The organism is Alcanivorax sp. (assembly GCF_040118815.1).
Taxonomy (GTDB): Bacteria; Pseudomonadota; Gammaproteobacteria; order Pseudomonadales; family Alcanivoracaceae; genus Alcanivorax.
Genome location: NZ_JBEDTC010000001.1, coordinates 308,118 through 332,783 on the forward strand (window position 1 = coordinate 308,118; position 24,666 = coordinate 332,783).

The following is a 24,666-nucleotide window of genomic DNA, read 5'->3' on the forward strand; positions in this document are numbered from 1 at the left end:
CACGACTTTCAATGAGGCTATAGGCTATCTTATAGATAGTCAATGTATATACAGTTCGAGTCATCCCTTATACGGATACTCCAGGCTGCCTTTCATGGCGGCCTTGTCATCGTCACTGAAATCAGGGAAGGGCAGTGAGTCGTCTTGGGCGCGCTGGACTGTAGTGGCGCCGCCCTCGCTGTTATTGACCCATTGCTGAACCGGTACTGCCAGGTGTACGCCGTTATCCTCCAGGATCTGCAGGATACGAAGGTTCAGGTCTTCGGCCACGGCCAGAAATTCGCCGTAGGCACTGCTGTCCACATAACAGTTCAGGGAAATGCGGTAGCCGTCACGGAGGATTTCTTCGAAGCGCACCCGGGCTGCACGTTCGGTGAGCCGTGGGTGGCTGTAAATCAAGCGCCGCAGGTCGACCAGTAACTGGCGTAGCTGGTCGGTGTTGGCGCCCAGGCGGATATGCAGGTCGCGGTGGTAGCGGCGGAAATCGGACTCGCTGATGTTCTCAATGCTGGCACTGGCGAGTACCGCGTTGGGAACGTACACCACGGTGCGATCCGTTTGGCGAATGCGGGTAGAGCGCAGGCCGATTTCCTCGATGACGCCGGCGGTGCTGCCCACCCGACAGAAGTCGCCGGGTTGCACCGGTTTGGCAATGTACAGGGTGAAGGCGCCAATCACGTTCTCCAGGGTCTTTTGTGCGGCGAGCGCCACGGCGATGGAGCCGATGCCGAGCCCTGCCAGTACCGTGGTGATGTCGTAGCCGGAATCACTGAGCCAAAGTAGAAAGATCACTACCGCGGCGATCATTTTCAGGATGGTGCGCATCGGGCGAATGATGCCGGACCAGTATTTCTGGTTCTGGGCACTGCTCAGGAACAGGGCAGAGAGCAGTTCGATAAAGCCCAACGCCAGGAACAGAGTGGCCAGATAGCCCAGGGCAGACTGGTTCATGTACACCTGGGCTCGGATGGATAGCCCCAGTTCGGCGACGCCCAGCTGCATCATTTTGAAGAACAGGTACCAGCGAAACGGCATGGAAAAGAACTGGTGCAGGGTATCGCGGTAGCGGTCCGAAAAATCCAGCAGCCGTAATGTCAGCCGGCGCAGCAGGGAAGAGGCCAGCCAGGCCCCGATGATGATCAGTAGCAGCCCGGCTACTTGCCAATTCTGCATGTAGAGAAGGGTGAAATCCGGCAGATAATCCGCCAGGCGAGTAATCGTCGGGTTGTAACCGAATAGCTCCCAGAGCCGGGGGATTTGCTGCACCGTGGCGTTGGAAATTTTCCAGATACGGCGCCCGTCATCGCCGGGCACCCGTTGTAGGTAGAGTGTCAGCGTGTCGTCAGGCAAGGTCAGGGTGGCGATTTTGTCCCGGTAACTGGGCAGGCCGTCATCACTATGCCCTTCTGGTCGGGTGGAAAGCCTAGTCAGGTCCAGTATCCGTTGCTGCCCCCAGACGATGTTCAGCTGTTCGATCAAGGTGGCGGCGTCGCTGTCGGCCATGTCTGCGGGCAGGTAGCGCATGTCCAGGTACTCTCCCGCAGTGGTCCAGTTTCCATCCTGGGCTGCGTCCATGATTGCGAGCATGGACGATAGCGGCGTATCGCCGGGACGAATGCTGTCATCCTGCAGGGAATCAGCAATCACCGCCTCGGCTTTTTCTCCGGTATCGATCACATCTTTGATGGTCAGGGAGCTATCGTCGGCGTGGCTCCACGGTGCCAGGAGAAGCAGGCAGGCGATCAGGGGAAAAATGCGGTGCGTCACAGGGTGGATTCCTCAAGGGTGGCGGCTGTTGTGCAAAGGCAAGGCTAGAATGTACCGCTAACCGGGGTATCGGCCAATGGTGGTGGCCCTGACAGGGAGGGAGACAACAGACCAGCGGCCCTGCCGGGCAGAGTAATGGCGGGCATTAGCAGGTATTATCCCGGTTTTACGGGGGATTTTGCTTTAAAATCCCGTCCGTCGATTTTTGGGTAGCGCGGGCTGCCTTGAACCAGGAATCAATGAACCAAGGGTAAAAAAAATGACCGTGATTCTGGCCTGTCTGCTGATTTATGCAGGCTGCATTGTCTTTATTCGGATGCGTAACCGGGAACCGCTTGGCCTGAAGCGCCAGTTGTCGGATTTTTCCACCTTTATGGTGCCGTTCAATATCCCGGCTTACTTACTGTCCAAGGTGCCGACCACGCCGCGCCTGAGTTTGTCGCATCTACCGGAATTACAGCTGATCGAGGACAACTGGGAAACTATTCGCGATGAGGCGGTGGCCTTGTACCACGGTGGCCTGATTACGGCGAAAGAGGATCTGCCAGCCAGTAGTTTCTACAAGGATAATCGCTGGACCAGTTTTTATCTGAAGGTGTACGACAACAAGCTGCCCTCGGCCTACGACCTTGCGCCGAAAACTATGGCTCTGCTGGAGCAGATTCCGACCCTGAATATCGCCTTGTTCGCGGTGCTGATGCCAGGCAAGAAACTGAACCGTCACCATGATCCGTTTGCCTACACGTTGCGCTACTCCATCGGGCTGAGCACCCCCAATGATGAAAACTGCGGTTTGACGGTGAACGAAGAGGATTACATCTGGCGTGATGGCGATAGCATCATCTTCGATGAAACCTATATTCACTCTGCATGGAATCGCACCGACACTCCGCGCATCATTTTAATGACTGACGTGGATCGTCCCATGAAGCTCAAGTGGGTGCAGAAAAGCTACTGGTTCTTCGGCTGGTTTTTCAATCGCCTGTTCGTGATCGACAATGTGGACAGCAGCCACACCGGTATTGGGAACAAACTGGGTAAAGGCGTGATTGCCTACAAAGGTTTCCTCAAATCAGTAAAGAGGAAGAACAAGCCGTTCTATGTAACGGCGAAGTGGACCGTGGTTCTGGCGGTACTGGGCAGTATCAGTTACCAATTGGTGTAAAGGCCGTTCATTTTTCCGAAGAGCGCTAAACGGCAGTCATGCGGCGAAGAGATCCGGCGTGCTGCTATACCACCTTTGATGGTCGTGTTGGGGCTGGCGGCCGTGGTGGGTTAAAGCCCTTGTGTAAAAGCATCAAGGCCTTGGGTTTGCCCTGGCAGGGCAGGTGGATATCCGTCATTCGCCGCAAACCCGTTCGGTTACACAAAGTGTGAGTTCGCCCTGAAGACGTATCACCTTTGTTATTCCGGCCTGATCGGCGTTTCCCCTGCGCCCATGACCCCGTTATTATGGCCAGCTTGATCGGTCGCCTGTCTGGTGGCCTGGGCACACAGATTAGGCAAGGACATAACAATGCAAAATGTGGTGGCAATTCCCGCAAACCCGGCGCTGGTAAATAGCATGGAAGATTTTATTCACGCTGCTGAAAACGAGCGCAAGGACAGTGCAGAGAAGTTTATTCAGATGGTGGACCATCTGACTGACCGGGTTCTCAGCCTGTTTTTGGTGGAGCCAGCGAACATGACTGAGCTGTCCGGTGGCCAGAAGAAAGTCATCGATTTTGCCGTGTCTACTGCGGGCAAGGCATCCAGCATGCTGACCCGGCAGATCTTCAAGAAAGTCACCAGCAAGGAGTTCGCGCCGGTGTTGGCGAATGCGAAAGCCATGTACTGGCAGGCCGGTGACGATAACGGCAACCAGGCCCATATTGCGTTTCCGGTGGATGACGCCTTTGCCGAGACCTTCCGTAAAGCCACTGAGCTCTGTGCTGCCGGCAAAGGCACCGAGGATGTGGCGCTGGTGACCCGGGCCATGGGGGATGTGGCAGACAAGATTATCGATGAAGTCTTTGTCGCTAACACCAAGGAAGTGAAGGTGGGTTTTGTGACCCAGAAAGCCTTGAATGTGGGTGTGGATGGCAGCCGCAAGGCGGTGCATGCGGTGAACAATAAGGTGCTGAAAGACCTAAGTGACGCCGAGTTGCAAGGCTATATGGCCCACTATCAGGACCTGCTGCGCCAGCGTTAAGGTTGGGTGCAGCATAAAAAACGGGGCCAAATGGCCCCGTTTTTTTGTCCGGCGTCAGACGTCGGGCGTTTTGCGTAGCATTTCGCTATTCAGGCTTTATTGCCATTTGCCGGCCGGTTATTACGCTGCGGGCGGCGCCGGCGTTGACCGTTTCCGGCAGGTTTTCCTGCGCCTGCATTGCCGCCATTGTTGCCGCCATTGCCGTTGGCCTTGTTGCCTTGCTGGGCACGTTGGCCGTTACCGGACGACTGCCCGCCCCGGTGACCACCGGAGGAGGGCTTTTTCGGTTTCTTGGGGCGCGAGCTTTTCGGAGGCAGGGGCGCGCGGCCAGCAGGAAGCGGTTCGCCGGGCTCAAAGCCCGCCACGATTTTGCGCTCTAGCTGTTGCTGGGTCAGGCGCTCAATGTCCTTGAGCTGCTGGAATTCGTCGGCACTGACCAGGGAGATGGCCTGGCCGGTGGCGCCGGCGCGGCCAGTACGGCCGATGCGGTGCACGTAGTCCTCGGGCACATTGGGCAGGTCCACGTTGACGACCTGGGGCAGCTGTTCGATATCCAGCCCGCGAGCGGCGATATCGGTGGCGACCAGGGCGCGGACTTTGCCGTTCTTGAAGTCGGCGAGGGCACGGGTGCGGGCATTCTGGCTCTTGTTGCCGTGAATGGCAGCGGCTTCGATGCCGTTGGCTTCCAGTTGCTTGGCCAGCTTGTTGGCGCCGTGCTTGGTGCGACTGAAAACCAATACTTGGAACCAGCCGTGCTCCTGAATCAGATGGGTCAGCAGAGCGGGTTTGCGTTTCTTGTCCACCGGAGCGATCCATTGAGTGACCAGTTCGGTGGTGGTGTTGCGTGGGCTGATATCCACTTCCACCGGATCATTAACCAGCCCTTTGGCCAGTGCACGAATTTCCGGGGAAAAGGTCGCAGAGAACATCAGGTTCTGCCTTTTGGGGGGCAGTTTCGAGAGGATCTTGCGAATGTCGTGGATAAAGCCCATGTCCAGCATGCGGTCGGCTTCATCCAGGATCAGTACTTCCAGGTGATCGAACTTCACGGCATTTTGCTGATACAGGTCCAGCAGCCGGCCCGGGGTGGCCACCAGCACATCGCAACCGCCACGCAGGCGCTGCATTTGCGGGTTGATCTTCACACCACCGAATACCACGCTGGACGTTAGTGGCAAGTTTTTGCCGTAGGTGGCGACGCTTTCCGCCACTTGGGCGGCCAGCTCGCGGGTTGGCGTGAGTACCAGGGCGCGGACCTGATTGCTGCGCGCGGGCGTGCCGGTGCGCAGTCGTTCCAGAAGCGGCAGGGTAAAGCCGGCGGTTTTGCCGGTGCCGGTCTGGGCGGCGGCCATTACATCACGGCCGGATAATACGGCGGGGATGGCTTGGGCCTGAACAGGAGAAGGGGTGTCGTAGCCACGCTCAGCCACGGCCGCTTGCAGGGCATCACACAGCCCGAGATCTGAAAAGTGCATGAAGTTGGGAGGATCAGCTGGAAAAGGGCGGCAAGCCTAACTGATCCGGGGCGTGAACACGAGTAATGCTTGGTAAAGCCGACGGCCGGTTTAGGCCGCCTGGTGGCTGAAATCGTGGCTTTGTACGAATTCCCATTGGCCGGCGGCGGCGGCATGACAGTCTTCGAAGATGCCATCAAGCTGCTCGGGGAGCCAGTTCAGGTCCAGAGATTCTTCTTGTTCCATTTTCCCTTCCCCACTGTTTATTCTGTGTACTCAACCGTAGCGTGATCCGCCGGCGGGCTTCTGTTGTATCGGTGTAAGCTTTTGCTTACATATGCGTCTCAATGGTAGCCGGCTCGAGTTACCGTCAGGTGTCGTGTGCAAGGCTTCGTACTATCAAGCAAGGAGAGCGATATGCAGGAACTGGATTGGGCGCAGGTGGGGACTCACCTGATTCAGCTGGGCATTGCCTTTGTGCTGGCACTGCCGGTGGCCTGGAATCGGGAGTTGAAGGCGCGGGGGGCGGGGTTGCGTACCTTTCCGCTCGTCTCTATCGCAGCTTGCGGTTACATGTTGGTCGGCATGGAGGTGTATACCGGTTCCGATGCGGAAGCGCGGGTTATGTACGGGATCATTACCGGTATGGGGTTTATCGGCGGTGGGGCGATTCTCAAGGATGGTGCCAATGTGAGCGGTACCGCCACGGCGGCAAGTCTGTGGAATACCGGGGCGATCGGGATTTCGGTGGCCTACAGCCGCTATGAAATTGCCCTGGTATTGTCGTTGATCAATTTTCTGATCCTGCAGTTTTCTCGATCATTCAAGCGGGACGGCGAAGAGGAAAGTTGAAACGTCTGCACTCCTTTTCCGTAGGAACGTCGCTAGCGACACGATAGATAACCTGAAAGGCAGTATGTCACCACAGAGAGCGTTTGATCCGCGATGGAATCGCGCCGCCAGCGACGCTCCTACGGGAAGTACGGATCAGCACTGAGCCAGAATGGCTTGGCGGACGCAGTGAAGGACGCCGGTGGGCCAGTCGTCGGCGAGCTGCTCCTTGATCTGGCGGTAGCTGAAGGTGTCTTCCGCCAGATTGGCTTGGCTAAGGAGGGCGTCCTGAATGATGCCGATTTCCACGTCGCTGAGGCCCAGCGCCTGTTCCAATGACAATTTGCCGTTGACCACCAGTTGGCTCAGTGCTCGATAGATGGTTTGTTCGTTCACGTTTTGCTGCTGGGCGATGGCGGGTGGATCCATGTTGGCCAAGGCTAGGGTGAGAATCTCGTTGCTGTCCGGGCCGGCGTCCTCGGCCACGGCGTTGCGGTCATCGTTGCTATCCCCATTGAGAACCGCCAGGAATTCGTCGCCGTAGCGCTCCAGTTTGCGATCGCCTACACCGCTCACGGCGGAAAACTCCATGCGGTTGCGCGGGCGGATGGCGAGCATGTCCATCAGGGTGGCGTCGTGGAATACCACGTAGGGCGGCACCCCTTCTTCTTCAGATAACCGTTTGCGACAGGCGCGTAGCGCTTCCCACAGGGTGCGGTCGGCTTCCGCCACGTTGGACTGGCTTTTGCGGGTGCCGGCTTTTTTCGCTTTGGCGATTTCCTTGCGCAAGTGCAGGGGCTGTTCCCCGCGCAGGTAGGGGCGGCAGATGTCGGTGAGTTGCAGGGCGCCGTAACCGTTCATGTCTACGGTGAGCAGGCCGCGGGCCACCAGCTGTCGATAAATACTTTTCCACTGGTTGGCGTTGAATTCGTTGCCAATGTTCCAAGTGGATACATGATCGTGGCCGGCGCTGGCGACTTTGTCGGAACGGTTGCCGGTGAGCACGTCGATCAGGTGGCTGACGCCGAAGCGTTGCCCGGTGCGATAGACGCAACTCAGGGCTTTTTGTGCGGCTTCGGTGGCGTCGAACGTTTCCGGCGGGTGCAGGCATGTGTCGCAGTTACCGCAGGGTTTTTCCAGGGTTTCGGCAAAGTAGTGTAGTAATGCCTGGCGGCGGCAGTGGGTGATTTCGCACAGCCCCAGCATGCTTTCCAGGCGCTGGTTTTCATTGCGTTTGTGATGCTCGTTGCCGCTGCCCTGGGCGAGCATCTGTTTCAGTTTAATGGCGTCTTCCAGGCCATAGGCCATCCAGGCGGTGGCCGGGTTGCCGTCACGGCCGGCACGGCCAGTTTCCTGGTAGTAGGATTCGATGCTTTTAGGTAAATCCAGATGCGCGACAAAGCGTACATCCGGTTTGTCGATGCCCATGCCGAAGGCAATGGTGGCCACCATGACAATACCGTCTTCGCGCAGGAACCGTTGTTGGTGTTTTTGTCGCACCTGGGCGGACAGCCCGGCGTGATAGGGCAGGGCATTAATGCCTTGCTGGCATAGCCAATCGGCGACACGATCCACCTTGTTGCGAGACAGGCAATAAACGATTCCCGCGTCACCGGGGTGTTCGGCACGCAACAGGCGCAGTAGCTGATTGCGGGCGCCGTCCTTGCGCTCAATGCGGTACTGAATGTTGGGGCGGTCGAAGCTGGAAACAAAATGCCGGGCCTGGGTCAGGTCCAGCCGTTCGGCAATTTCTGTGCGGGTGCGCTGGTCCGCAGTGGCGGTCAGCGCAATGCGTGGCACGTCGGGAAATTCCCGGTGCAGCAGGGACAGTTGTAGGTAGTCATTGCGGAAGTCATGGCCCCATTGGGAGACACAGTGGGCTTCATCAATGGCGAACAGGGCAATTTCGGCCTGCTTCAGTAGCGCCAGGGTGCGCGGCTGTATCAGCCGTTCCGGTGCGATGTAGAGCATGTCCAGCTCGCCCTCTAGCAAGGCACTTTCCAGCTCGCGCACCTGATCCAGTGACAATGTGGAGTTGAGAAAGCCGGCCTTCACGCCCAGCGCTTTCAGTGCATCCACTTGATCCTGCATCAGGGCAATCAGCGGGCTGATCACCACACCGGTGCCCGCACGGACCAGCGCCGGAATCTGGTAGCACAGGGATTTACCCCCGCCGGTGGGCATTAGCACCAGGGCGTCGTCGCCCTGTATCAGGGTATCGATAATGGTCTGCTGTTCACCGCGAAACTGGTGGTAGCCGAAGACATGTTCGAGAACGGAGTGGGCATTGGATTGCATGGCCGGGAGTATACCCGTGGGGCCGGAGCGATGACATCCGGGCAACATCGCAGTGTGGTAGCTTCTCGGTACTGTGGACGGGAAAGTGTGTAGGTGATGACCGAAATTTTTCGTCAGTTTTTGCTGCTGGGTTTGATTAGTTTTGGTGGTCCGGCGGCCCATGTGGGGTATTTCCATCAGCGTTTTGTGGTGCAGCTGCAGTGGTTGAGCGATGCCGACTTTGCCCGCTTGCTGGCACTCACCCAGTTTCTGCCGGGCCCGGCGTCCAGCCAGTTGGGGTTCGCCATTGGCCGGCTGCGCGGCGGTGTGGTGGGCGCTTTTATGGCCTTTATCGGTTTTACCTTGCCGTCTGTTTTGTTGATGGCGCTGCTGGCGATCTATGCAGCAGGGTTGCCGGCTTGGCTGCAGGGTGGTGTGGTCACGGGTCTGAAGTGGCTGGCGGTGGTGGTGGTGGCCGATGCGGTGTGGAATATGGGCGAGCGCTTTTGTACGGCCCCGCTGACACGGGGGCTGGCACTGGGGGTGGCTTTGTTACTGGTGCTCTGGCCTACGCTCTGGGGGCAAGTGGCGGCCTTGTTGTTGGCAGCAGCGTTGGGTTGGTGCTGGTTGCGGCCTGCGCATGCCAAGCCGGTGCAGGGTAGGCCGGCCTGGCGTTGGCTGCCGTTGGTGATTTTTGCGCTGCTGGCGTTATTGACGCTGTTACCCGCCGGTCGGTTGCTGAGCCTCTGGAATGATTTTTTCACCGCCGGTGCGTTGGTGTTCGGCGGGGGCCATGTGGTGCTGCCATTGTTACAGGAGCTGGTGGGGCCACAGATGACTCCAGATTCGTTTCTTACCGGCTATGCGGCGGCCCAGGCGGTGCCCGGGCCGATGTTCTCGCTGGCGGCCTATCTGGGCGCTGTTTTGTTGCCGGCCAGCCCCTGGTGGGGCGCCTTGCTGGCCACATTGGCGATTTTTTTGCCCGGTTTTTTGCTGGTGCTGGGAATGATGGATGGGTGGCAATGGTTGTCTTCCCGTCCGGCCCTGGCTGGCGCGGTGGCGGGGATCAATGCGGCGGTAGTGGGGCTGCTGCTGGCGGCGCTGTATCAACCGGTGTTCATCTCTGCGGTGCATGATGGGTGGGACCTGATGATCGTGGTGGCGGGATTCGTGGTGCTGCGCAGCAAGACGGTGCCCTTGTGGGGAATGGTGCTGGGCATGGCGGCTCTGGGAGTGTTGGCAGGCCTGTTGTAGGAGCGGCGCTTGAGCCGCGAACCGCGCGTCAGCGTGGGATCACTCAAAAGACGATCCGGTATCACATCACAGCCGCTTTACTTTGCGTTCTAGTGAGCACTGATAGGGTATTTCCTCGCCAGGGCTCGGCTTCGCGGCTCAAGCGCCGCTCCTACAGCCGCTTCGTAGAAAAAGAGTGGGTGTTTTACTGCTCGAGTTAATCGCACGACCGGCGGCGCTTGCCTGAAAGTCGGAATCATGGTTCACTTCTTTCAAGAGATGAATATGGATTCCGCTCATGGCGTACCGGGAAACCGACAATGTGAAAGCCCGCAAGGCGGCCCAGCGTGCCCACTTACTGCGTAATGCAGAGCAGCTGGTGCGTGACAGTGGTTTTGCCGGGCTGACCATGCAGACGCTGGCCCGCCAGGCTGGCGTGGGCGTCGGCACCTTGTATCGCTATTTCGAGAATAAGGCGGTGCTGGCGGCGGAGGTGTTTCGCCTGGCCACGGAACGGGAAGTGGCGGCGGTTGCTGAGGCGATGGATCAGGACGGCGATTTTGCTCAGCGGCTGGGATACGTGTTGCAGGTGTTTGTACGCCGGGCCCAAGCGGCGCCCACGCTGGCCTGGTCGCTGATCGCCGAGCCGGTGGACCCGGCGGTGGACGCGGAACGTCTTATCTATCGCCAGCGTTATGCCGAGTTGTATCAGCAGCTGTTGAGCGATGGCGTCAGCCAGGGCGCCTTGCCCATGCAGGATACGGCGGTCAGCGCTGCCGCACTGGTGGGAGCCATTGCCGAAGCATTGGTGGGGCCGTTGTCGGAACCACTGCCCAAAGCCAGCTTGGCGCAATCCCTGACCCAATTTTGTCTGCGCGCGGTGGGTGCTCCACGGGCGCAGGCGGAGGCCATTCAGCAGCAACAGACTGCGTAAAAAGCGGCAACGGCAGCACGTACCGCCTGCGTGGTGCTTGTTGCATGAAGCATGCTGCGTTAATAAACCGGGAGAGCTCACATGAATGCCAAGCACGACACCCTGAAAGCGGACCCGCTGGCCCAGACCCATGAGGTCTTCAACCAGGCCGGGGCGCTGCAAGACTACAACGCTTATGACAACGATACCGCCCTGCGTGAGGCGGTGCGTCGTCACGGCGCGGGTTGGGCGGAGGCTGATCTGTCCGCCCACGGTGCCCGCACCGGCAGTGCCGAGGTGATCGGATGGGGCTTTCTGGCCAACGAACACAAGCCCCAGTTTTTTTCCCATGATCGTCAGGGCTATCGGGTGGACCTGGTGAAATACCACGAGTCTTACCACCGGCTGATGGCCCTGGGCCTGGAATCCGGCATGCATTCTTCTCCCTGGGCAAACCCCAAACAGGGCGCCCATGTGGCCCGGGCGGCGCAGAGCTATTTGCAGGCCCAGGTCGATGCAGGCCACGGTTGCCCGCTGACCATGACCTTTGCGTCGGTGCCCTCCATCAGCCTGACGCCGTCACTGGCCAAGGAGTGGTTGCCCAAGATTCTCAATAACGCCTACGACCCGCGCAATGTGCCCCATACCGAGAAGCAGGCGCTGACCATCGGCATGGGCATGACCGAAAAACAGGGCGGTTCCGATGTCCGCGCCAATACCACCGTTGCTACGGCTATGGGTAATGAAGGCCCCGGCGAAGCCTATGAGCTGGTGGGGCATAAATGGTTTACCTCCGCGCCCATGTGCGATGGCTTTCTGGTGTTGGCACAGACACAAAGCGGGTTGAGCTGTTTTCTGGTGCCGCGTTGGCGCCCGGATGGCAGTAAGAATCCGATCCAGGTACAGCGCCTGAAAAACAAGATGGGTAACGTGTCCAACGCCTCCTCGGAAATCGAATTGCGCGGTGCCTTGGGTTGGTTGGTCGGCGAAGAGGGCCGCGGGGTGCCGGCGATTATTGAAATGGTGGCGATGACCCGTTTCGATTGCATGATCGGGTCGGCATCCGGGCAGCGCCAAGCGGTGGCTCAGGCGGTGAATCACGCCGCTGGCCGTGCCGCCTTCGGCAAGACCCTGCTGGATCAACCCTTGATGCGTAACGTGCTGGCGGACCTGCAGTTGGAAGTGGAAGGCTCGCTGGCCATCGCCATGCGCATGGGGGAGGCGCTGGATCAGTCCACTCTGGACCCTTCCAACAGCCACGAAAGCCTGCTGTTGCGCTTGGGCCTGCCCGCCGGCAAATACTGGATCTGCAAGCGCACCCCGTTCCATGCCTATGAGGCCATGGAGTGTCTCGGCGGCAACGGTGTGACGGAAGATTTCATCATGGCGCGCCTGTATCGCGAAGCGCCCATCAATGCTATCTGGGAAGGTTCCGGCAATGTGCAGGCGCTGGATATGCTGCGCGCTTTGGGCAAGACCCCGGCGGTGCTGGACACCTGGTTCGCGGAACTGGGCAAGACCCAAGGCAGCGATGCGCGCCTGGACAAGGCGGTGGAGGGGCTCAAGCGCGAGTTCAGCGATATGGACGAGGCGGAATATCGCGCCCGCGATATTGTCGATCGTGTTTCACTGACCATGCAGGCCAGCCAGCTGGTTGCTGCGGGCAACACCGCCGTGGCGGAAGCCTTCATTGCGTCACGCCTGGGCGAACACGGTGATCGCAACTACGGCACTCTGCCTAAAGGGCTGGATTTGGACACTATCTTGCAGCGAGCTAATTCTTGGCAGAGTTAAAAGTTAAAAGTTAAAAGTTGAAGCGCGAGACGAGGGGGCGATCTGGCAGGCCAAGCTGCTGCGCTTCAGGGCAAATTCGACGGCGCTCACCGACGGATAAAATGGAGACAGGGAAGTCTTCTCTTTGCGCTGAGAGTAGTCAGAAACGGCTTGGCTAGTGGCCACCCGTAGGAGCACCTCGAGAGGTGCTCCTACGGGTGGCTGTCGAGAAGTTAGAGCTTCAGTTTCCCTGCGACCTCGAACCACATGGCGCGGAACGCTTGGGCGGAGGGGGTGTAGGGGGCGAATTCGCCGACGGGGGCCCGATGATCGCCCATCTGTTCCACATGGGTGGAGTAGGGGATCCAGCCTTTGAGCCCGCCTTTCATTACCTTGGGGCGTTTGACCAGCATTTCCACATGCAAATCACGGTGGCGATCCACCATGTTGAAGAACGGCACTACGGTCAGGTTCTTGTAGTTCTTGCTGTCCAGCCAGTCCACAACTTGTTGGAAGGCACGGACGGACAAGTGGGTGGGAATCACTGGGACAAACAGATAATCCACCGCCGCAAAGATGCTTTCTGCCAGCGGGCTTAACGTGGGCGGGCAGTCCAGAATCACCAGTTCGTAGCTTTCCCCTAGCGGGGCAATCAACTGCTTCAGGCGATTTTTGGCGCCGCCATTTTCAATCAGTTTGATATCCGCATTGCGCATGGACAGGTCAGCGGGGATCGCATCCAGGTTGGCCCAGCGGGTTTCCCGTTTCAGCCGGCCAATGGGCTGCTTGCCCTTGATCAGGTTGGCGGCCTTGTAGCCGTCGCCATCGTCCACGCCCAGGTAATAGCTGGTAGCGCCTTGCGGGTCCAGGTCCCAGAGCAGGGTGCGGTGTTTCCAGCGTGCGGCATGCCAGGCTACGTTGACTGCCGTGGTGGTTTTACCCACGCCCCCTTTCAGGTTGTAAAAGGCAATGGTTTGCATGGCGTCCCTTTCCTGTAAGCTTTGAGAGTGGAGTGCCCGGGGCTCCCGTCTGCCTGCCCGCGCGACCAACCATTATAGCGGCCCCGGCCGCGTTATGGGCTGGGCTCAGGCTAGCACGAACCGGTTAAATGTCCCATGTCACGCCCAGGCTAGGCTTTCGGGTCAGCTGGCTGGCTTGTGATCGGGGCAGTCAGGCGCTTTAATAGCCCTCCACAGGCACGGCCCAGCGGGCCGGGATAACAAAGAAAGAGGTTTTGATCAGGGTGAGCGCGACAGCCAACAAACGCTATCAAGTCTTTATCAGCGCCACGTTTCCCGATATGCAGGGAGCGCGCCAGGCACTGATGCTGCCCATGTTGGAGCACGGGCTGATTCCTACCGGCCTGGACAGTGCGGCGGCGGACGGTAATACCCTGTTGCCCGTCATCCAGAAACTGATCGAAACCAGTGATTATTTCATCCTGATTGTGGGCGGTCGCTACGGTACCTTGTCACCCATGGGGCTCAGTGAGATCCATCGCGAGTACATTTTCGCTGCCACCAAGCGTAAACCGATTATTGCCTTTATCCATGAAAATCCCTCGGCATTGCCGGAAGCCCAGCGGGAGCCGACGCGTGACGGGCAGGTGCGAAGGGATGATTTTGTGCGCCTGCTGGAAGAGAAAGTGACCTGTTACCGCTGGAGCACCGAAGCGGGCCTGAACGAGCTTGCTGGCAAGGTTATCCCCCTCCTGATGCGCGAGCACCATGCCGTGGGCTGGGTGCGAGCCGATCAGGCGGGCGAGGGCGGTGGTGCCCAGGTTGAGGCGCTCAAGGCGCGCATTGAGCTATTGGAAAAAGAGCGCGAAGAAGCCCTCAGCCAGGCGCGTCCTCCCTTGAAGACCCTGGCCCGTGCCGGCGACCAGGTGGCGCTGGATTATTCCTGCAATGTGTATGAAGGCGGTGACTGCAAGCTGGCCATGGTGACCACGAAAATTAGCTGGGATCAGGCCTTTTCCTGTGTGGCTCCATTGATGCTGAACCCGGCAGCGGAACCGGTTTTGCAGAAAGCGCTGGAAGATTTTATCGGCCGCAAGGCGCTGGGTGATGTGCAGAAAGATTTTCCCCGTGCCCACGCCGTGCGCAACGTGGTATTGGCAGCCCATGCCTTCAACCAGGTAAAAATCCATCTGCGGGCATTGGGCTTGGTTGCTCGGTCGGCACAGAAAGATAACCGTGGCCTGCCGCTCTGGCAGCTGACCGCCCATGGGGATAACACCATGAGCCAGGTCATGGCGGTAAAGCGCTCAGTCAAACTTTAGCCTCTCTACGACGCCCCTGTAGGAACGCCGCTTGAGGCGCGAACAGGCCTTTCCGATTGGCAAGACCTGTCGAGTGCTGCAATGACTGATCGCCCTACGGACGATTTCCTCGATTCGCGAGGTTCGCGCCTCAAGCGGCGCTCCTACGGTGGGTTTAGGAAAGCTTCGCTTTCAGGAACGCCACAACCTCATCCATAGCCACCTCACTATTCTCCGCATCCCCGCGCCCTTTATATTCGAGTACACCATTGTCCATGCCGCGTTCGGCGATGACGATGCGATGGGGGATGCCGATCAGTTCGCTGTCAGCCAGTTTGACGCCCAGGCGTTCTTTCTCGCGGTCATCGAAGATCACCTCAATGCCGGCAGCGGTGAGCTCCGCGTAGAGCGTTTCTGCCAGCTCACGCTCCCGGGGGCTTTTCTTGATGTTCACCGGGATCAGGGCCACCTGGAACGGGGCAATGGCTTCCGGCCAGATGATGCCCCGGTCGTCGTTGTTCTGTTCAATGGCGGCAGCGACCACGCGGGTTACGCCGATGCCGTAGCAGCCCATGGGCATCACCACGGACTTGCCGTTTTCATCAAGAACGGTGGCGCCCAGTGCTTCGGAATATTTGGTGCCGAGCTGGAAGATATGCCCCACTTCGATGCCGCGCTTGATGCTCAGGGTGCCTTTACCGTCCGGGCTGGGGTCACCGTTTACCACGTTGCGCAGGTCAGCGATTTGCGGCAAGGCCACGTCCCGTTCCCAGTTGATGTTGAAGTGGTGTTTGCCATCTTCATTGGCGCCGGCACCGAAGTCGCTCATCACAGCCACGCTGCGATCCGCAATCACGGTGATCGGCAGGCCCACCGGACCCAGTGAACCGGGGCCTGCGCCCACGGCGCTACGAATAGCCTCTTCGCTGGCGAATTCCATTGGCGTGGCTACGGCATCCAGCTTCTCGGCCTTGATGTCGTTCAGCTCGTGGTCGCCGCGTACCAGCAGGGCCACCAGCTGGCCCTCTTCGGCGCCTTTGACGACCAGTGTCTTAATGGTTTTTTCGATGGGTAGATCGAACTGGGCCACCAATTCTTCAATGGTCTTGGCATTGGGGGTATCCACTTTTTCCATGGCGGCAACCGGGGCTGCGCGCTCTGTAGTGGGGGCCAGGGCTTCTGCCAGTTCCACGTTGGCGGCGTAGTCGGAGCCATCGGAAAAGGCGATATCGTCTTCACCGGATTCGGCCAGCACATGGAATTCGTGGCTGGCGGCGCCACCGATGGCGCCGGTGTCCGCTTCCACTGGGCGGTAATCCAGGCCCAGGCGGTCGAAGATGGCGCAGTAGGCCCGGTGCATGATCTGGTAAGTCTCTGCCAGGGAATCCATGTTGCTGTGGAAGGAGTAGGCGTCCTTCATGATGAATTCCCGCGAGCGCATGATGCCGAAGCGCGGGCGAATTTCGTCACGGAACTTGGTCTGAATCTGGTAGAAATTGGCCGGCAGCTGTTTGTAGCTGTGCAGCTCGTTACGCACCATATCGGTGATCACTTCTTCGTGGGTAGGGCCCAGGCAGAAGGGATTGTTGTGACGATCGGTGATGCGCAGCAGCTCCGGGCCATAGGCCGGTGCCCGGCCGGACTCTTCCCACAGCTCCATGGGCTGTACCACCGGCATCAGCACCTCTTGAGCACCGGCGCGGTCCATTTCCTCACGGATGACCTGCTCCACCTTGCGCAGCACCCGTAACCCGGATGGCAACCAGGTGTACAGCCCGGAGGCCAGTTTGCGCACCATGCCGGCACGCAGCATCAGCTGGTGACTGGTCACGACAGCATCTGTCGGGGTTTCTTTAACGGTAGCAAGCAAGTATTGGGAGGTGCGCATAAACGGTGTCTTCGGCCGGTTGATTCGAGAGCGCTCCATTCTATGGGCAAAGGGCATTGCTAACCAGTCATGCGGCGCTTCTCGTACTGTGTTTATGCGGTTGGCTCTCGTATGCTTGGGGTTTGCCGTGTTGATTGAGGGATGGATATGCTGAATGCCCAGCAGGTGCAGGACGTGATTTACCAAGGCCTTCCTGCGGCCTCTGAAGAGGGGTTGCGGATTGAGGTGGTGGGAGAGCGGCGGGCGCGGTTGCGCTCGCCGTTCCGGCCTTCAACGCTGCGTCCTGGCGGTAGCATCTCTGGACCCACCATGATGGGGCTGGCAGATGCGGCCATGTATGCAGCGATTCTGGGGGAGCTGGGGCAGGTTGAAATGGCGGTGACGCAGAATCTGAATATCAATTTTCTGTCGCGTCCGGCGCCGGCGGACTTGATCGCCGAGGCGGTGATTCTGCGTTTGGGCCGTCGTGCGGCGGTGCTGGAAGTGCAGCTGTTCAGTGAAGGGAGCGATGAAATGGTGGCCCATGTCACCGGGACGTACGCGCTGCCGCGTTGAGCTACAAGCTACAAGCTACAAGCTACAAGCTACAAGCTACAAGCTACAAGCTACAAGCTACAAGCTACAAGCTACAAGCTACAAGCTACAAGCTACAAGCTTGGATGGGGAAGCCGGAAAAGTTCCTTGGGTTTCCCTTTTCAACTTTTCACTTTGAACTTTCAACTGATGTTTCGCGGGCAGAGCGGTCGACGTGTGGCACCGCCCTCAGCCCGCGTTGCAGCTTGATGTTTGCCCCTTTCTTTTACCTCAACTCTTTTTCCCAGATCAAATCGATGCTGTTGGACTCGCTGCTGGAGCGGGCTTCCAGATGCAGGCTACGGGTCAGGGTGTAGCGCAGAATGACGGTGGAAATGGCGTCGAACAGGCCCACCGCGTAGGTCAGATAGAGTCGTTCGGAAAGCTGCTTGCCGAGCATCAGGGCGGCGTCGTCGCTTTCCCAGTCGCTGCCCACACTGATGTCGTCCACGCCCAGTTTGTCACCGATTTTTTCGGTCACACCGCTGCCTTTTTCCAGCCCGTATAGCGCCAGTGCCTGGGCAATCTGGTTGCCCTCGCTCTTTGAGCCGCTTTCCAGCGGGCGGCCGGTGAGCAGGTAAGACATGGCCTGGCTTTGTTCCATGCTGGGGTCGGAAAACAGTGATGCATTGGGTTCTTGCAGGGTGCCGCTTAGCTGCACCCCCACCACCACGCCTTCGCTGGGGATCTTGCGGATGGCGCGAATATCCAGGCCGGGGTTGTCCGGCGGCCCCTGGAATATCAGCTGACCATCGCTGATGGACAAGTTCTGCCCGTAGGCTCGGTAGCGCCCTTCGCGGATCACCAGTTCGCCATTCAGTTGCGGTGGCCGTTGGGCTTTCTGTTCTACCTGTAGAGTCCCGCCGAGCATTGCGTCGAGCCCGAAACCCTTGAAGTGGACTTTGTCGCCCAGTGTCAGGGTGACATCCATGGCCACAGGCAGTTGGCTGCTGCTGTCTCCTTCCTGATGCACCAGTACCTGATCGTTACTGACGGTGATGGCGCCTTCGGGAATTTCCACTGGCCGGATTTCGGCTTCAGGGATGGCCAGGGAGCCGCTCAGGCTCAGCCCTTCAAGGTCGCCTGCCAGGGTGATATTCGGTGTTATCAGGATGCGGGCGTCGGGCCGGTCAGAGACGAGCAGGCGCTCGCCGCCAAGTGTCAGTTGCAGGGGAATGTTGTTTTGGCTGGGGTCCACGCTGCCGTTCAGCGCCAGCTTGCCTGCGCCCATCTGGGCGGAGCCGGTGATGTCCAGTTTGCCTTGGGGGTTGCCCTGGATGGCCACCTGCAGGTCGGCGATATCGACCCCGAGAAAAGGAATGAGCGCTTGCCCGTCTTGCAGCTTGATGGCGCCATTCATGATGGGTTGGCGGACCGTGCCGGCCAGAGAAAAATCACCGTGGATACGACCCTGCACTTCGCGCAGGTCAGCGGTGAATAGTTCCACGAAGGCCAGGCTATCCAGGTTAAACGCCACGTCGCCTTGCAGTGGCGAATCCAGGTCCAGGCCGTGTTCCAGTTGCGCCTGGGCATTGCCCAGTGCGGTGGTTAGGGTCAGGTTGCTGTTGAGTCGTTGATTGGCGAGCTTGCCTTGCACGGTGAGCTCTTCGATCTCCACCGGCGGTGGGGCATCTGCGGTGTTAACGGTGATCTTGGCGTCTCGGGTTTGCACGGAGAACTGGCCTTCGGGGTTATCGAGTGGGCCTTGGAGTGTCAGGTCTGCATTCACGCTGCCGTGCACGGTCAGGGTGGGGTCGAGCAGGGTATTGGCCAGGGCGAGGGGCAGGTCCGTCAACTGGACTTCGGCGACTACGTTTTTGTTGGCACCATAGCTGCCCTGCAGGCATAGCTGGCTGGGGGCCTGCACCAGACAGAAGGGGCTAAGGGATTGTGATTGGGCAGAGAGGCGCACGCTGCTGTCCGTGTCTTGCTGCCAATTGCCCAGACGGCTGTGTTGCAGCCGGGTATCAGAGAGGGTGCCTTGCCATGCGTTACCCGCCGGGTTTAGGCCGCCCCGCAGGCGGGTTTCCAGGGACACGTCATCGCGGCTGGCGTTGGCCTTGAGCTGATGCTGGGCCCAGCTGCCGTTGGCGGTAACCATGAGGGCGTTGATCTGTTCGGTGTTGTTCTGGGTGATCTGGCCTGCGTTCAGGCTTAGTGTCATGTCGCCCTGTTGCGTAGTTTGTGGCAGGCGCAGTTGGGTAAAACGGCTTTGCAGCTGGGCAATCTGCCAGTCTTTCCAGCCTAGGGCGTTGCCGGTGAGCTGGCCGCTGAGTGCCGGGTCGCTATAGCTGCCCTGGAGTTGAATTTGTCCAGCCAGGTTGCCGGTTAGCCCCGGATACACTTGTTGCAGGCGTGACAGTTTCAGGTCGCTGCGCAGTTGCCACTGTGGCCATACCTGACCGCTGGCCTGGAGCTGGTTGTCCCCCCAGTGCCCTTGGGTGCTCAGCTGCAGTTGTTGTTTGCCGTTGGGCGTTTGGCTTTGCAGGGTGCTGGTCAATGAGAGTGCTTGCTGGCGGACTTTGCCGCGTAAAGCCAGTTTACTGGGCGACAGGGTCCAGCGATCGCCGTCCCATTGCCCCTGGCTGTGACCGTCGATGGCCAGCTGGCCGGGGAAGAGCGGGTGCAGCAGGGCGGTGTTGAGGTCGCCGCTGAGATCCAGATCCCAGCTTAATGGGCTGAACATCACCTGGCCGTGGCTGGCCAGTGTCTGGTCGCCGTCCTGTACGGTGAATTTATGCAGGGTAATGCCGCCGGGAATGAGGGCACTGTCCACGGCGATGGCGACATTACGCTCACCGCTGGACAAGCCGGTGTGCCCGGTCAGGCGCAGTGCGTTGAGCGGGCCGCTTGTGGCCAGTTCCCCTTTGCCCAGTGACAAGGGCTGTGGCAAGGCAAGCGGGAGCGCCTGGGCGGCCCAGCGATGCTGCAGGGCAATTTGCCACTGCTCATCCTTGATTAACCATTCCCCCTGGCTTTGCATCTCCACCGGGCCGGTAAGCTGATGATGTACCTGGAGCTTGTTCAGTGGGCCTGCCAGGGTGAGTTGGCCGGTGGCGTGCGGCGCTTGCAGGGTATCGTTTTCAGGTAGCGGCAGTTGCCAGCTCGCCGTGCCTTGCATATCGAAGGGGGATGTCAATTTTCCCTGGGCGGTGGCTTGTACTGAGGCGTTGGCCAGGGTGTGGGTTTGCAGGCGGGCAATCTGGAAGCGCCGCCATGCCGCGAGGCTATCCGCTTCCAGCTTGCTGACTAATACCGTGTCGTTCAGTTGAAAGGCGTCCACGGTTAACCGGTCGATGCGTATCCCGAAGGGCAGGGCCAGGCTGTCTGGCAGTGTCGCGGGTTGTGGTTCCGTGTCGTCTCCGGGCGGGAGCGTAATGTGCAATGTACCGAGGGACAGGCTTTCCAGTTCCAGCCAGCCATTGAAAAGGGTCCGGGGCACCATGTCCGCGCTGACTCGATCCAGTGTCACGGTGAGGCCCTGGTAGCGGTAATCGATGCCATTGAGAGTGATGCCGCTGAGCAGGCTGCCGTGCCACTCGCCCAGGCTGAGTTCACCGGGAATAAACGGGCTGGCTTTTTCCAGTAGCCAGCGGTTGCCGGTGGCGGTGCCCAGCAACAAGGCCAAGGCCAGCACGCAGACCAGCAACAGGCTGAGCAGTACCAGCAGGCCGCGGGTCAGGACGGAGCGCAAGGCAGCGCCGTTTTGACGTTGGCGCCCCATTACAGGTCTGGCCCCATGCTGAGGTGAATGCGCCAGTCGCGGTGTTCGTCCACCGCGCGAGCCAGATCCAGTCGAATCGGCCCCAATGGCGAGCGCCAGCGGATGCCGATGCCGGCGCTGTGGCGTGGTTCAAAGACATCGAAATCGTTAAAGGCATTACCCGCATCCGTGAACACTGCCAGGTGCCATTTTTCGGTGAGCGGGTGATCGTATTCCAGGCTGCCGGTGGCCAGGTTGCGCCCACCAATGACTTCACCGTTGCTGTCCTCCGGGCCCAGGGATTCATAGGCGAAACCGCGCACGCTGGAGTCGCCACCGGCGAAGAAACGAATAGAGGCCGGCAGTTCGGTGACATCGGTGACTTCGGTGTAGCCCAGATCGGCGCGCATCAAGACGCGCCCGCCCAGCAAGGGGAAGAGGATTTTACCGCCGCTGGTGAGTTGCAAAAAGGATGCGGTGGAGGACAGGTTTTGATCGGCAAACCGTACCGCGGTGTTCAACCGCCAACCGAAAGTGGGATAGACCGGGTCGTCGGCCTTCACGCGGCTTAATTGAAAGCCTGGGATGAGCAGCTCGGCCTGATCCACTTGGTCGGCGATTTGGTAGGTCTCGCGCAGGAACTCGAGGGAGGTGGTGGCCACCCAGCGGTTTTCCAGTTCGACGATATAATCCGCTCCGGTGCTCCAGCGCTCGTTTTCATTACTGTCGGTGTTTTCGTTGACGAAGCTGGTGTGCAGGTCCAGTCGTTCATGGAGTGGGTCTTTCAACGGAATCTGGTAACTGGCACCGGCGCCCTGTTGCACTTCGGACAATTCAGTTTCCGCCCGGAAGCGGTGGCCGGCTTTGTTGACCCGGCGATTCTCTACCCCGAGCCGGACCCGTGGCCCGGTATCGGTACTGATGCCGACGCCGGTGAGCAGGGACCAGCGGTTGTTGTCCGTCAGGGCGATGCTGACGGGAATCCGGCGGGTGGTGTCGTTGGGTTCGCCTTTTTGTACCCGCACGGCGCTGAAATAGCCGGCACCAAGAAACGATTGCTGGGTTTCCAGCATGCGGCCGCTGTCGTAGGGATCGCCTTCCTGGAAGCTGACATAGGCGTTAATCAATGAAGGGTTGAGCGCGCTGCCATTAACGGTGACTTCACCGAAGTGATAGCGGGGGCCGCTGTCCACATGCAGGGTGATGCTGGCCCGGTGGGCTTTTGTGTCCACCTGGAGGGTGTGGGCAGTCAGCTCGCCGTGGACATAGCCGCGGCTGATCAGGTGTTGTTGCAGGCTTTTTTTCAGGTTGCTGTAGCGGTCATGTTGCAGCCGCTGGCCGGTGGCCAGCTGCGCCTGTTCCACCAAACGGGAGAACGCCGGATCCTGGGCCGCATCGCCGGTGATTTCCACTTGTACGTGTTTGAGTATTACCGGTGGACCGGTGTTCACGTCCAGCGTCACGCTGACGCAATCATCGCCTTCATCAGCGGACAGGGAAAGCTGGCTGTCGTAGTAACCCATGGCCTGCAGGGCATCGGTGCTGTTGCCGGTAATTTGTCGTCGGATCAGGCCGTACTGGGCCTTGGGCGGCCGGCAAGGGTAACGAGACAGGTCGACCAGGGCCTGAATGTTATTGGCCACCGCTTCGCTGGCGTTGCCGGTGATGTGCAAGGTTGGCGTGTCTTTGGCGAACGCAAGGGCAGGAAACAGCATCAGCAGCATCAGGATGAACGCCTTGTTCTGCTGATTGTGGTATCGATGGTGCGTCAAGCTCTGCATCCCTGTTTGCGTCAGCCCACAGTGTAAGCCAAGGGCAGGGGGAACGAGAACCTTAACCGCTTGGGCGATCAGCCTTGAGGCGTGGGTTTTTCCGGTGTGCTGCCGGGCCGGTGGGTTGATTGTGTGTCTTGCGGATTGTCTCGCTGGCTGTCGCGTGAATAGTCGCTGGCACTGGGCCGCTTTTTCAGCCGCCGTTGCAGGGTGCGGCGGTGAATGCCAAGAGCATCGGCCGCCCGTGAAATATTGCCACCGTGGGCATCCAGGGTGCGCTGGATGTGCTCCCATTCTAGTCGCTGTAGTGATGGCGGGCTGTCTGGCAACGGTAGCGCCTGGCTGGCCGGGTCTGCATCCAGCGCTTGCAGAATATCGTTGGCACCAGCGGGTTTGGTCAGATAATTATGGGCGCCACGGTGGGTGGCGGCGACGGCGGCAGCAATGCTGCCGTACCCGGTCAGCAGAATTACCCGGCAAAGGGGGAACTGCTGGCGGATCGGTTCAATTAGGTCGAGACCGTTATCGCTGCCCAGGTTCTGATCCAGAATGGCGCCGTGGAGGGCGACGTTTTGCGCGGTGAGCTGCGCGAGCAGCTGCAATGCCTGTTCACGATCATGGGCCACATGGACCAGGGCGTCATGGCGGCTCAGTGCCCGGGCGGTTTGTTCGGCCAGTAAGTCATCGTCTTCCACCAGTAACAGGTGGCGAGTGAAAGGGGCGCTGCTCATGGTCCGGTTCCCGGGTTGTCTGTTTGTGGCCAGCGAATCCGCGCCTGGGTCCAGCTGTGACCAAAGTCCATTTCCAGCTCAGCGCCAATTTGCGCCAGGCTGGAGTGCACCAGCGTAAGCCCCATGCCAAGCCCTTCGCGCTCTGAATCCGGATGCGCGGGGCCATCGTCACTGAGCTGCAGACGATAGAGTGGTGCGTGGTCGCTGACGGTGATAGCCAAGCGTGTGGCTCCGGCATCCATGGCGTTGTAACCCAGATTGCAGAGTATCCGAAACCAGCTCTGACTGTCCGCCACGTGGGGGTCGGTTTCCAGTGTATGGGTCACGGAAAGGGTGGGGGCCAGGTGGCGCAAGTGTTGCTGTAATTGCTGGATCAGTACGCTGAGCGGCAAGCCTGACTCCAGTTGGGTTTGTGTGCCTTGTTTCAGGCGACTAGCCACGCTGCGGGCCAGGTGGTCCATTTGTTCGATTTCCGGGCGTAACGTATCTGGCATCTCCGGGGCGTGGATGAGATTGTCCGCGAGCATGACCAGGGTGCCTAGCGGTGTATTCAGTTCATGGGCCTGGTCGGCCAAGGTCGCAGCTACTTGATACATGTGTTCCCGGCGCCCGGCCAGATCCAGGGCCTGCTCCTGTTGCCGTTGCTGCTGACGCATCAGGCGCTGAATGACCTGCCCGAGCAAGCTGAGCATGATTAACAAGGCAATGAAGACGGTGGCCATGCCTGCACTGTGCAGGCCGCTGAGCTGATGGCTGAGGGCGTGTAGCGGGCTGTTCATGGCGGGCATTTGGTACCAGCTTAGCGACACCATGTAGCCGCCCAGTGCCAGCAGGGCGACCAGCAGCCCGCCTGTCACGGGCAGGGTCAGGGAAGCCATCAGCGCGGGGACCAGTAGATAGAATGAGAGCGGGTTTCCCGCGCCCCCGAAGCCTTGAATCAGACCGGCAAACAACACCACGTCCATGGCAAGTTCTAGTGTTAGCAACTGGCTGTGGCGGTGATGGTGAACCTTGCGGGTAAAGAGGGTGACCAGGTTGGGTAGCAGCAGCGCTCCCAACCAGCCCAGTTCTGCCAACTGGTAGCCGGTATGTCCGAACCGTTGTAGCACGATCAGGGCCAGCGTAATGACCAAGACCAGCAAGCTGCGTAACCAGATCAGTCGCAGGCGCCAGTTCAATAAGGGGGAGCGGTTATCCATGACGGTATTGTAAAGGGAAATCGGTATCGGTGGGTGTGGCAGTTTGCCCGGGTGAGGGCGAGTTGAAAGTTCAAAGGGTAAAGTTTAAAAGCGCGCCACAG

At 59.5% G+C, this 24,666-nt stretch carries 18 protein-coding genes; 8 read left to right on the forward strand and 10 right to left on the reverse strand.

Annotated elements, in window-relative coordinates; translation table 11 throughout:
* Positions 1-60: 60 nt before the first annotated feature.
* Complete coding sequence (locus tag ABNH18_RS01370) at positions 61-1,767, reverse strand: mechanosensitive ion channel family protein (RefSeq protein ID WP_349381092.1); 1,707 nt, start codon at positions 1,765-1,767, stop codon at positions 61-63.
* A 259-nt stretch (positions 1,768-2,026) separates the two neighbouring features.
* Between ABNH18_RS01370 and ABNH18_RS01375 the strand changes: the two genes are divergently transcribed.
* Positions 2,027-2,932, forward strand: coding sequence for an aspartyl/asparaginyl beta-hydroxylase domain-containing protein (locus ABNH18_RS01375; RefSeq protein ID WP_349381093.1), 906 nt, complete (start codon positions 2,027-2,029; stop codon positions 2,930-2,932).
* 351 nt (positions 2,933-3,283) lie between these two features.
* Positions 3,284-3,958: a hypothetical protein gene (locus ABNH18_RS01380; protein ID WP_349381094.1), complete on the forward strand. Its 675-nt coding sequence runs from the start codon at positions 3,284-3,286 to the stop codon at positions 3,956-3,958.
* 89 nt (positions 3,959-4,047) lie between these two features.
* On the opposite strand, the gene ABNH18_RS01385 is transcribed toward ABNH18_RS01380, so the two are convergent.
* The gene (locus ABNH18_RS01385) at positions 4,048-5,433 is read right to left on the reverse strand and encodes a DEAD/DEAH box helicase (protein ID WP_349381095.1); all 1,386 of its coding nucleotides are present in this window, start codon (positions 5,431-5,433) and stop codon (positions 4,048-4,050) included.
* Between the two features lie 90 nt (positions 5,434-5,523).
* Positions 5,524-5,658 (reverse strand): hypothetical protein, encoded by a 135-nt coding sequence (locus ABNH18_RS01390; RefSeq protein WP_349381096.1) that lies wholly within the window; start codon positions 5,656-5,658, stop codon positions 5,524-5,526.
* Between the two features lie 171 nt (positions 5,659-5,829).
* Here ABNH18_RS01390 and ABNH18_RS01395 point away from each other — a divergent pair, with 171 nt between their 5' ends.
* Positions 5,830-6,264 carry an MgtC/SapB family protein gene (locus ABNH18_RS01395; protein ID WP_349381097.1) on the forward strand — a complete coding sequence of 145 codons (435 nt, stop codon included), beginning with the start codon at positions 5,830-5,832 and terminating at the stop codon, positions 6,262-6,264.
* Positions 6,265-6,399: 135 nt separating this feature from the next.
* Here ABNH18_RS01395 and recQ read toward each other — a convergent pair whose 3' ends face one another.
* A complete protein-coding gene (gene recQ, locus ABNH18_RS01400) occupies positions 6,400-8,541 on the reverse strand; it encodes a DNA helicase RecQ (RefSeq protein WP_349381098.1) in 2,142 nt (713 codons plus the stop codon).
* Between the two features lie 96 nt (positions 8,542-8,637).
* On the opposite strand from recQ, the gene chrA reads away from it, so the two are divergent.
* The 3 genes from chrA (at position 8,638) to ABNH18_RS01415 (ending at position 12,460) form a co-directional block, all read left to right on the forward strand.
* The gene (gene chrA / locus ABNH18_RS01405) at positions 8,638-9,774 is read left to right on the forward strand and encodes a chromate efflux transporter (protein WP_349381339.1); all 1,137 of its coding nucleotides are present in this window, start codon (positions 8,638-8,640) and stop codon (positions 9,772-9,774) included.
* A gap of 277 nt (positions 9,775-10,051) precedes the next feature.
* The gene (locus tag ABNH18_RS01410; protein ID WP_349381099.1) at positions 10,052-10,687 is read left to right on the forward strand and encodes a TetR/AcrR family transcriptional regulator; all 636 of its coding nucleotides are present in this window, start codon (positions 10,052-10,054) and stop codon (positions 10,685-10,687) included.
* A gap of 81 nt (positions 10,688-10,768) precedes the next feature.
* A complete protein-coding gene (locus tag ABNH18_RS01415; RefSeq protein ID WP_349381100.1) occupies positions 10,769-12,460 on the forward strand; it encodes an acyl-CoA dehydrogenase family protein in 1,692 nt (563 codons plus the stop codon).
* A 212-nt stretch (positions 12,461-12,672) separates the two neighbouring features.
* Here the strand turns inward: ABNH18_RS01415 and ABNH18_RS01420 are convergent, their stop codons facing one another.
* On the reverse strand, positions 12,673-13,419 hold the full coding sequence (locus ABNH18_RS01420) for a ParA family protein (RefSeq protein ID WP_349381101.1): 747 nt from the start codon (positions 13,417-13,419) through the stop codon (positions 12,673-12,675).
* A 263-nt stretch (positions 13,420-13,682) separates the two neighbouring features.
* Here ABNH18_RS01420 and ABNH18_RS01425 point away from each other — a divergent pair, with 263 nt between their 5' ends.
* Positions 13,683-14,720: a DUF4062 domain-containing protein gene (locus tag ABNH18_RS01425; RefSeq protein ID WP_349381102.1), complete on the forward strand. Its 1,038-nt coding sequence runs from the start codon at positions 13,683-13,685 to the stop codon at positions 14,718-14,720.
* Positions 14,721-14,874: 154 nt separating this feature from the next.
* Here the strand turns inward: ABNH18_RS01425 and ABNH18_RS01430 are convergent, their stop codons facing one another.
* Entirely contained in the window at positions 14,875-16,587 is a 1,713-nt protein-coding gene (locus ABNH18_RS01430) for a proline--tRNA ligase (RefSeq protein WP_349381103.1), read from the reverse strand.
* A gap of 147 nt (positions 16,588-16,734) precedes the next feature.
* On the opposite strand from ABNH18_RS01430, the gene ABNH18_RS01435 reads away from it, so the two are divergent.
* Positions 16,735-17,142 (forward strand): PaaI family thioesterase, encoded by a 408-nt coding sequence (locus tag ABNH18_RS01435; RefSeq protein WP_349381340.1) that lies wholly within the window; start codon positions 16,735-16,737, stop codon positions 17,140-17,142.
* Between the two features lie 244 nt (positions 17,143-17,386).
* Here ABNH18_RS01435 and ABNH18_RS01440 read toward each other — a convergent pair whose 3' ends face one another.
* From ABNH18_RS01440 to ABNH18_RS01455, 4 genes are all read right to left on the reverse strand, one after another.
* Entirely contained in the window at positions 17,387-20,884 is a 3,498-nt protein-coding gene (locus ABNH18_RS01440) for a translocation/assembly module TamB domain-containing protein (RefSeq protein WP_349381104.1), read from the reverse strand.
* Entirely contained in the window at positions 20,884-22,644 is a 1,761-nt protein-coding gene (locus tag ABNH18_RS01445) for an autotransporter assembly complex protein TamA (RefSeq protein WP_349381105.1), read from the reverse strand. The genes ABNH18_RS01440 and ABNH18_RS01445 overlap by 1 nt, the downstream gene beginning before the upstream one ends.
* 68 nt (positions 22,645-22,712) lie before the next feature.
* The gene (locus ABNH18_RS01450; RefSeq protein WP_349381106.1) at positions 22,713-23,366 is read right to left on the reverse strand and encodes a response regulator transcription factor; all 654 of its coding nucleotides are present in this window, start codon (positions 23,364-23,366) and stop codon (positions 22,713-22,715) included.
* Positions 23,363-24,565 (reverse strand): HAMP domain-containing histidine kinase, encoded by a 1,203-nt coding sequence (locus ABNH18_RS01455; protein ID WP_349381107.1) that lies wholly within the window; start codon positions 24,563-24,565, stop codon positions 23,363-23,365. Before ABNH18_RS01455 ends, ABNH18_RS01450 begins: the two co-directional genes overlap by 4 nt.
* Positions 24,566-24,666: the final 101 nt, after the last annotated feature.